At 65.3% G+C, this 7,971-nt stretch carries 5 protein-coding genes and 1 pseudogene; all 6 read left to right on the top strand.

From position 1 onward, the window contains the following. Positions 1-179, top strand: a pseudogene (locus ACYCUK_RS21890) (methyl-accepting chemotaxis protein); the annotation flags it as partial. Positions 180-207: 28 nt separating this feature from the next. Next, a complete protein-coding gene (locus tag ACYCUK_RS21885) occupies positions 208-1,701 on the top strand; it encodes a methyl-accepting chemotaxis protein (RefSeq protein WP_461596737.1) in 1,494 nt (497 codons plus the stop codon). A 17-nt stretch (positions 1,702-1,718) separates the two neighbouring features. Beyond that, entirely contained in the window at positions 1,719-2,492 is a 774-nt protein-coding gene (locus ACYCUK_RS21880; protein WP_461596736.1) for a hypothetical protein, read from the top strand. Between the two features lie 146 nt (positions 2,493-2,638). Then, entirely contained in the window at positions 2,639-7,153 is a 4,515-nt protein-coding gene (locus tag ACYCUK_RS21875) for an EAL domain-containing protein (RefSeq protein ID WP_461596735.1), read from the top strand. Beyond that, complete coding sequence (locus tag ACYCUK_RS21870; RefSeq protein WP_461596734.1) at positions 7,150-7,557, top strand: hypothetical protein; 408 nt, start codon at positions 7,150-7,152, stop codon at positions 7,555-7,557. Before ACYCUK_RS21875 ends, ACYCUK_RS21870 begins: the two co-directional genes overlap by 4 nt. Further along, positions 7,554-7,835: a hypothetical protein gene (locus ACYCUK_RS21865; protein WP_461596733.1), complete on the top strand. Its 282-nt coding sequence runs from the start codon at positions 7,554-7,556 to the stop codon at positions 7,833-7,835. The genes ACYCUK_RS21870 and ACYCUK_RS21865 overlap by 4 nt, the downstream gene beginning before the upstream one ends. Positions 7,836-7,971: the final 136 nt, after the last annotated feature.

The raw sequence follows: 7,971 nt of genomic DNA, 5'->3' as shown, positions 1-7,971 counted from the left end.
CGGAGGAGCAGTCCACCGGCATGCAGCAGATCAATCAGGCCGTCTCTCAGCTCAATGCCGTCACGCAGCAAAACGCCTCGGCCTCCGAAGAACTCGCCGCAACCGCCGAAGAAATGAACGCCCAGGCGCAACAACTCCAGGACGCCGTCTCAGTGTTCACCCTCGCCGCGGAAAATTGATATGCACATGGACAAGGAGGAACTCACGATGCCAAGCGCCGCCCCCAAAGTGGAACCGCCCACAGCGAATGCGGTACCCATCGATCTGCGCCAAGCTTGCATTGCACAGCTGCCAGAGGCCGCGCAATGGTTCCACGACACGGTTCGCGATTTTGTCGACCATGTGACCGACAGCGCCACCGACGTGGCCTACACCATCGCCCGCATCCGTTTCGACTCCAAGACTGCGCAGGCGCAGAGCCAGACGCATGCGCAGCAGCAGACCGAGCGCATCGCGAGTGTCGGCCAGGAACTGGGATCCGTGCTGCAGGGTATCGAAGGCATTCTGGTCCAGGTCCAGAAGGTCGATGCCGAGGCGGCGCGCATCGACCAACTCGCCGCCCAAGGTTCGAGCCAGAGCGTGGGCATGCGCGCGATGTTCGCCGAACTGGTGGAGCACAACGCGCGCAACCGCGCCGAAATCCAGACGCTGCAGCAGCAGTTCGTTGGTGTGGTGCAGCAGATGGGCATGATTCGCGACATCGCGCAAAAAACCAATCTGCTCGCACTCAACGCCAACATCGAGGCGGCGCGCGTGGGCGAGGCCGGGCGTGGCTTCGCCGTGGTGGCCGAGGAAATCCGCAAGCTCGCGCAGACGGCCGAAAAATCGGTTGGCAACATCGGCCAAGCGGTCGGCGTGATCGACAAATCGCTTCAGACGGTGGGCCAGGCCACCGAGCAATTTTCGGCTCGCATGCAGGCCAACCAAGCGCAGGTGCAGGCCATTGCCGCGCATTTCGGCGACATCGCCGGCGGCGTCAACACCGTGGCCAAGGAAGCCGCCGCCACGTCGACGGCCATCACTGGGCAGGCGCAGCAATTGCGCGGGCTGGATGCCGACTTCAACACCATGGCCGCGCAGGTTCGCAACCATGCGAGCGAAACCGTGCAGACCTCCACCCGCATCGCCGAGGCACTGGAACTGGCTCTGAACAAGAGTCAGCGCCTGTTCGAGTCGGCCACGCTGTTCCGCACCGATTCGCAGGCCAGCCGCGTGCTCGGCCATCTCGATCAGGTGGTCGGTGAAATCGGCTCCCGCCTGCATCAGGCGATGGAACGTGGCGAAATCTCGGAAAGCGACTTCTTCGACGAGAGCTACCAGCCAGTCTCTGGAACCGATCCGCAGAAATACACGACCCGCTTCACCGCCTGGGTCAAGCGCGAGATCCAGCCGATCGAAGACCGCTACCTCGCCTTGTCCGACCAGTACAAGTACGTGCTGCTCGTCGATCGCAACGGCTATGCCGCGGCGCACAACTCCATCTACGACCAGGCGCTCACAGGTGACCCGAAGAAAGACCTTGCAGGCAACCGCTCCATGCGCCTCTTCAACGATCCAGTGGGCCTGGCGGCGGCACGCAACCGACAAGACTTCCTGCTCCAGGTTTATGCCCGCGACACCGGGGAAATCATGCGCGAACTCTCGAGCCCGGTGATGCTTGCCGGTCAACACTGGGGCGCGGTGCGGTTCGCCTTCGTTTGATCCAGCCTCGACCCATCATGAACACCACCTCGACCGGCCTCATGCCCCAGCCCCTACGCAAGCTCCTCTCGCGCCTGCTGCCGCGCCGGTTCCAGCAGCTTGACCGCGCCGCGTTTTCGCAAGCCGGCGTGATGGATCGCCGCACCATCATGCTGCCGATGATCGGTGACCAGCAGGGCAAAAGCTATTACGAGGTCGCCGAGATGTGGCAGCGTGAGCGCCTGCGCGCCAAAAAGCATCTGCAGGAAATCCTCGATGGCACAACCGACTTTGGCGACCCCGACCATGCTGCCAGTTCCTTCGCCTGTGAGGTGGGCATCTGGCTGCGCTTCGTCGACCTTCCCGGCCTGGCCGAAACCCTCGACGATGTGCGCATGTGGCATGACCACTGGCACCAGGAACTCGCCCGCCTCATCGACCTGGCCAATGAGGGGCGGCGCCTGCTGGTGGAGGAATCGTTGAAGCCCGGCCGTGGCTCCTGGGCCTACGCCAGCAGGCGCGTGAGCCTGTTGCTCGATGCGCTGTGGGTGCAGAAGGCACCCATTGCACTCAAGCTGCAACGGCAAGGCGATGCTGGTGCCTGGATCGATGCTGCACTGCTGCAGGAACACGAACAAGGCGCACGCCTGACCGTATCACTGGAAACACGACTACCCGCTGGAAACCAGGTGACCGTGCTCGAGGCCGCCAAGCCCGACTCCCCCCAGCGTGCTTATCGCGTCAAGCTCTGCCGTCCCGGCCAACGCGGGCTGCAGGACGAAGGCGTGTTCATCGCCTACCTGGAAGCCTGATCCGTGGTCGGCAAGCATCAGGAAACCAGGAAAAACGTGAAGCATCGCACGAATCCGCGCTGAAACCAGCGCTCCGCTGGCCTCGTCAGTGAAGTGCGATGCTGTAATGCCGACAAATGCCCTCACTGCGCCCGAGTCCTCCCCTCATGCCCGTCACGGTCCCACGCCCCAAGGAACTGCGCCGACTTCGCACCTTGGTGCTGTGGGTCAACGTCATCCTCGCGCTTGCTCTGGCCGCATTCCTGGGCTGGCGCTTCGGCGACATCGAGACCACCACCGGCAATGTGCTCGGCGCGCAGTCGGCCTTCTGGTCCGATGCGATGAACCAGCGCTACGCCAGCATCCAGACCGTCTGCAACGTCACACGCGAGAAACTCGGTGCTCACCCCAGTCTTTGGAACAAGCCCGAAGCAGCCCAGCCTTGGATCGATGGCTTCCTGCCCCAATTGCCTTTCGTCAGCAGCATTCAACTCATCTCCGCGCAAGGTCGCATTGCCGCGTCCACCAAGGCGGGCGCCCAAGGCAAGGACGTTGCGGATGCCATGGACGCAAAGCGCGAACTGCAGACTGCACTGTCGAAGAGTGGCAAGCTGGAGATCGGGCGCGCCGCGTTCGCCCCCGAATTCGGCGGCCATCTCGTCACCCCAGTGCGCTGCGCCGTTCCCGGGCCCGCGTCAAACGAGTTCGGTGTACTCAGCTTCGCCGTTCAGACCCAGGATTTGCTGCAATCCTTGCGCGCCGGCATGGGCGCGGCCAATGGAAACCCGCCCGTGCCTGCCGTCGGCCTGATACGCGACGACGGATTCCTGCTGGCCCGCCTGCCCCCTACCGCACTGAGCACTGCACGCGAGGCGTCCAACAAGCCCTCGCGCGGGGTGTTGGCCAGAGAACTCGCCGCGCACCCGCAGGCCAAGCAAGGGGTCATCTCCGGCTGGGTGCCATCGGCCAACGCCCATTTCGTCGTCGCCTGGGAGCGGCTCGCTGGCCGCCAGGTCACGGCCTTCGTCAGCCTGCCTCGCAGCGTCGTGGTCACAAAATGGGCCCTGCAGGCCGCGCCGATGCTCCTCGGCTGGTTGATCCTGCTGGCCATGCAGGCCGTGGGCTGGCGCTGGGTCAGCCGTCTGCATGGGCGCCAGCATCGCCTGATGCGCTTCAACGCCGCGCTGGCGGCGTTGAGCCAGATTGCTGCGCAGGCCAAGTCGGAACAAGAGCTTTTCGATGCTGCATGCGATATCGCCGTGAACCAGGCCGGCATGGTGCTCGCCTGGGTTGGGTGCCCCGACGCGGAAGACAGGTTCGTGGCTCAAGCCGTGGCCGGCGTCGCGGAGTATCTGGACGGCCAGGTGATTTCCTGCGATGCCACGACACCTGCCGGCCGCGGGCCGTCCGGGACGGCGTGGCGGGATGCCAAACCCCAATTTTCCTGGACATATGACGATGCGCGTCTTCAACCCTGGGCCGACCGGGCGCAGAGCTTCGGCATCAGGAGTATTGCCTCATTGCCGATCCGGGTATCAGGCCAGGTCCGCGCATTGTTCAGCGTGTACCACTCTGTTCGCGGCGGTTTCGAAGACACCTTGCGGCAACTTCTCGGACAGATGGCCCTCGAACTCGGCCGCGGCCTTGAGCGCCTGGCGATCCAAGCCGCTGAGCGTACCGAGCGCGAAAGCCGTGAACGCCAGCAGGAAATCCTGCGTGCGATCCTGGCCGAGATCGACACCCTGATCGCAGCGCGCAGCGAGGCTGAGTTGCTGGTGTCGGCCTGTACCCGGCTGCTTGAAACAGGCATGTTTGCCGCCGCCTGGGTTGGACAGCCCGACGCGCAGAACCGCATCAAGCTTCTCGCCGCGGCGGGTAACGGCGCCGAGGTGCTGGCCGACGCCGAACCGCTGACGCTGCAATCGGCCACGGCGCTGCAACAGGCGTGGCAGACTCAGGCGCTGGCTTTGGAAGCATCCGCCGCGTCTCCCCTGCTCACGCCCTGGCAGGCGTATGGCGTGCCCGAGTGGGCCCAGGGCGCTGTCGTGCTGGCCATACGCCGGGGTGACGAGCCATGGGCACTGCTCGTGCTGGTTGCGCAAAACCGCGACGATTTCGACGATGCCTTGCTCCCGATGCTGCGGCGTGTGCCGGAGCTGCTCGGCCGCGCGTTGGCGGAGCTCGACCTCAAGGTTCAACTCAAGTCCGAGCAATCACGTCAGGCCTATCTCGCGCGGCACGACGCGCTCACCAGCTTGCCCAATCGCCTGGCGCTGGAAACCCATCTGCCACTGGCAATGGCGCGCGCACGGCGCCACGGTAGCCTGCTCGCCGTCGGGCTGATGGACTTGGACGACTTCAAGCCTGTGAACGACACCTGGGGGCATCCGGCCGGCGACGAGTTGCTGCGCCAGCTTGGCCAGCGCCTCAAAGCCGCCGTGCGCGAAACCGACCTCGTCGCACGCCTTGGCGGGGACGAATTCGTCGTCGTGCTCGAGGGACTGGCGCGCGAAAGCGATCTTCCCATGCTGCTCGACCGCCTGCATGGCGCCGTCGAGACGCCGTTCGATCTCGGCGAGAACAGACAGGCGCAGGTCGGCATGAGCATGGGACTGACGCTGTATCCGGCCGACGAGTCCGAACCCGATCTGCTGCTGCGCCACGCCGACGCCGCACTCTATTCCAGTAAGGCCCACAAGGGCGATCGCTCAACCTGGTGGTTGCGCTGGAGCGAACCTGGTGTTGATGACAGCGCCACCATCGCCACGCTGCGGACCCTCGACCCCTACGGCTACGAGGTCCGCCGCCTGTTCATGCTGGCGCAGGACGCGGTGGCGCAGACCGCAGACGCTTTCGTCGCGCAGTTCCACGCTCGCCTGGAAAGCGAGCCGCAGTTCGCCCGCATCCTGCATTGGCTGAGCACCGAAGAGCTTGCGAGACTCAGGCGCCGGCAAGCCAGCCACCTGCGCCACATCATGACTCCGGGTCTGCGTGAGATCGAGCACCGCCAAGCGGCGGCGCATATCGCCTGCCAGAATGCTTTGGCCGGGGTTGCGGTCGACACCCTGGTCAGCAGCCTGGGCTGGTATTTGCAGCAATTGCAGGAACTCGCCGCCAATCTTCCCGGACGCGCACGTGACCGCCAGCAGCTCGCCCACGTCATTTCCGCCCGCATGCAAGTCGAACTCGAAGCCCAAACAGGCGCTGCACGAGACGTGAACGAGCATTACCAGCTCGCACTCGTGGCGCTCGAGCACATGCTGCAGGACGCCACACAATGGGCCGACATCGTGCGCACCGCGTTGGACACCGTGGTTGAGCTGCCGGGCATGAAAGCCGCTGTGCTGTTCCAGCCCGACGCCGATGGCCATTTCGTGCCCGAATTCACCGCCGGTCGTTTCGACGCCTACTTGCAGGCGATCGCCGATCGCGGCATCGCTCCGCCGGTTCTCGACGAACACGACAGCTCCGGCAACACACCGCACCCGCGCTGCTGGCGCAGCGAGCACATCGAGACCAACGCGAGTTATGTCACAGACGCACGTATGACCCCCTGGCGCGACGCCGCGCACTCCATCGGCATCCGCAGTTCCGCCGCGATCCCCGTGAAGGATGCGCGCGGCCGCATGCTCGGCGTATTCGGGTTGTACGGCGGCATGCCTGGCATGTTCGAAGCGCCCGACATGCGCCGCTTCATGCAGGCGCTGGAATTGCTGTTCGAACGTGCCTCGCGCGGCCTGCACGCCGGCGACGCCACAGCGTTGCCGGCGGAGGAACGCCGCGCCTGGCGCGCACGGCTGTTCAACGGCGGCCTGGACATGTTCGTGCAACCCATCGTCGACCTGCGCAGCGGCAAGCCCGAGAAAGTCGAGGCGCTGGCTCGCCTGCGCCTCGAAGACGGGCGCATCATCACGCCGGGTCAGTTTCTTCCCTGGTTCGGTGCAGCCGAACTCATCCGCCTGTTCACCCTCGGCCTGGAACAGACCCTGGGCCACCTACGGGCCTGGGATGCAATGGGCCTGCGCCTGGACGCCTCGATCAACCTGCCACCCGAGGTTTTGCTGCAGCCCGATTGCGCGCACTGGGTGCGGCAGACCCTGGAGCGTTTTGCCATTTCGCCGGCGCGGCTGCAACTCGAAATCCTTGAAGACGCGGAGTTCCAGGACGTCGGCCTGCGCGACGTCGCGGTGCACGCGCTGGCCGCGCTCGGCGTGCATCTGGTGATGGACGACCTCGGCTCGGGCTACTCCAGCCTGCTGCGCCTGCGCACCTTGCCCTTCCACGTCGTGAAAATCGACCAGGGCCTGGTGCGCGAAGCCGGGCGCGACCCCGAGCGCGTCGTGCGCTTCATCGGCTCGCTGGTCCGCATGGCGCACAGCCTCGGCCTGAGCGTGGTGGTCGAGGGCCTGGAAACGCCCGAACTGGTGGAGGTCGCCGCCGTGCTCGACGCGGAGGCGGGTCAAGGGTTTGCGTTCGCGCAGCCCATGCCAGCGGCCGACCTGCATGCCTGGATGACCCGATTCGGCACCGGCTTGCGCGCCGATATCGACGTACGCCATCCACGTACTCCGCTCGGACGCCTGGCCCGGCAATGGGTGCTCGAAGGCAACAGCGCCGTGGTCGAACACGGCCATCGCGCCCCGGCCGCCAATGACGTCGTGTCCGAGGAGATCGGGTCGTGAGCGGCAAGCCCCAGGATCCCACCAACAAGCTGGTCGACGTCGACTGGGACGACCCGCGGTTGCAGGAATTGCTGAAAAAGACCCAAGGCCTGCGCCTGGACAACCGCGGCACCTTCCAGCCGCGGCGCATTCTGCTGCGCCGTGGCTGGCACGATGGTGCAACCGCGGAAACTGCGACGCTGGCCGCCGAACACACTGACGGGCGCCTCACTCTGATCACCGATTTTCCGCTCGAGCGCGGCGACCCGGTGATGATCGACAAAAACGCCGCCGCCGTCGCGCACCCCCAGCACATCCTCGCCGAGGTCACCGACTGCCGACGCGGCAGCCGCCCCGAGGATGACGGGCACCGTGTGTTCGTCATCACCTTGCTGAGCCACAAAAACCAAAGATGGCTGCGATGACCGCCACCGCAACGTTCGATCTGCTCGACCTTCCCACCCGAATCCTCAACGATCTTGCCGCTGGCTCGGCTATCGAGGACCTTGCCGCGACCCTGTGCCGGCTGACCGAGGCGCATGCTCCCGGCCACATCGCCAGCATCATGCAGATGGGTGAAGACGGTGCGTCTGCGGCGTTGTCAGGCTTGGCAAGGGGAATCACCCTTGCCTGCGCCCTCCGCCTTGCAGCCACCTCCGTCTGGTGGCAACGCGGGCGCAGCACTGGCGTGAACAGGCCCTAGTCTTACTGCGTTGCTTCATTGGGCCGTCTCGAGCTCTCAGGCAGAGCAAGGGCATCGAGGCAGGCTGCGAGCCAGAAGCGAGCCGATGCGCAGCCGCAAGGTGGTGATCGAGGATGGGACATGGCGCTGCATGCGC

Source organism: Thiomonas sp., assembly GCF_054608695.1.
This window is presented reverse-complemented; position numbering and strand designations above follow the sequence as displayed.

Bases quoted from the DNA above. Each gene is read 5' to 3' on its own strand.
- ACYCUK_RS21885 (WP_461596737.1), top strand. From the start codon at position 208: ATGCCAAGCGCCGCCCCCAAAGTGGAACCGCCCACAGCGAATGCGGTA.
- ACYCUK_RS21880 (WP_461596736.1), top strand. From the start codon at position 1,719: ATGAACACCACCTCGACCGGCCTCATGCCCCAGCCCCTACGCAAGCTC.
- ACYCUK_RS21875 (WP_461596735.1), top strand. From the start codon at position 2,639: ATGCCCGTCACGGTCCCACGCCCCAAGGAACTGCGCCGACTTCGCACC.
- ACYCUK_RS21865 (WP_461596733.1), top strand. From the start codon at position 7,554: ATGACCGCCACCGCAACGTTCGATCTGCTCGACCTTCCCACCCGAATC.